Raw genomic sequence first — 1282 nt, 5'->3', positions numbered from 1 at the left:
CGATCGCCTGAGCCGTGGGCCGGGCCGTCGCGGACGGCCCGGCCGGGGCCGGTCAGGCCTGCGCGGCCGGGTGGAAGCGCCGCCCGTTCACCCGCTCGGCGGCCCCGCAGTCGTCCAGGTACGGCGTGATGCCGCCCAGGTGCAGGGGCCAGTTGGCGCCGAGGATCATGCACAGGTCCACGTCCTCGGGGGCCGCGACGACGCGCTCGTCCAGGAGCAGGCCGATCTCCTCGGCCAGCGCGTCCTCGACCCGGCGCAGCAGCTCCTCGGAGGTCTGCGGGGTCGAGCCCTGCTCCAGCAGGGCCGCGGTCGCCTCCGGGATCTGCTCGCCGGTCGCGCCGGCGGCCTCCTCGTCGCGCCGGTCGGGGCGGACGTCCTTGGCCCAGATCGCGGTCTTGCCGGCGTCGATCAGGCGCTGCAGGTTCGCCGAGACCGGGAAGCGCTCCGCGCCGAAGGACGCGGAGAGGGACTCGGACACGTGCTGGGCCACGGGGATGCCGACCATGGCCAGGAGGGTGAACGGCGTCATCGGCAGGGCCAGCGGGTCCAGCGCGTGGTCGGCCTCGTGCGCGTCGGTGCCCTCGTCGAAGGAGTTCTGCACCTCGCCCATCATGCGCAGCAGGACGCGGTTGACCACGAACGCGGTGGCGTCGTGGACGAGCACGCCGGTCTTGCGGAGCCGGCGGGTCAGTTCGAACGCGGTGGCCACGACCTCATCCGTCGTCGCCTCGGTCCGCACGATCTCCACGAGCGGCATGACCGCCACCGGGTTGAAGAAGTGGAAGCCCACGAGGCGCTCGGGATGCTCGAGGACCTCGGCCATGGCGGCCACGGACAGGCTCGAGGTGTTGGTCATCAGGATGGCGTCCTCACGCACGATGCCCTCGAGCTCGCGGAAGACGGTGCGCTTGACCTCGAGCTCCTCGAAGACGGCCTCGATGACGATGTCGGCGTCCGCGTACACCGCCTTGTCCGTGTCCGCGGTGATCAACCCGGCCAGGGCCTCGCCGTCCTCGGCGGAGAGCCGTCCACGGGAGACCATCTTCTCGACCTGCGCGCGCACGCCCGCCAGGCCGCGCTCGACACGCTCGGCGTCGATGTCCGTCATCACGACGGGCACCCGCAGGTGCCGGGCGAAGACGAGGGCGAGCTGGCTCGGGCTGCACCGCGATGGAGCGGGCGATGCACAGACGCTGCTGCTGACCGCCGGAGAGGCCGGAGCCGGGCTTGTCGAGGCGGTCCTTGACCTCGTTCCACAGGTTGGCGCCGCGCAGGGACTTCT

The 1282-nt window shown here is 72.2% G+C and carries 2 pseudogenes; both read right to left on the bottom strand.

Going from position 1 to position 1282, the window contains the following annotated elements:
• Positions 1-52 precede the first annotated feature (52 nt).
• Positions 53-1153, bottom strand: a pseudogene (locus D8M29_RS12240) (3-hydroxyacyl-CoA dehydrogenase family protein); the annotation flags it as partial.
• Position 1154: 1 nt separating this feature from the next.
• A pseudogene (locus tag D8M29_RS14005) lies at positions 1155-1282 on the bottom strand (ATP-binding cassette domain-containing protein); the annotation flags it as partial.

Source organism: Micrococcus sp. HSID17227, from assembly GCF_003989405.1.
GTDB lineage: Bacteria > Actinomycetota > Actinomycetes > Actinomycetales > Micrococcaceae > Micrococcus > Micrococcus luteus.
This window is presented reverse-complemented; position numbering and strand designations above follow the sequence as displayed.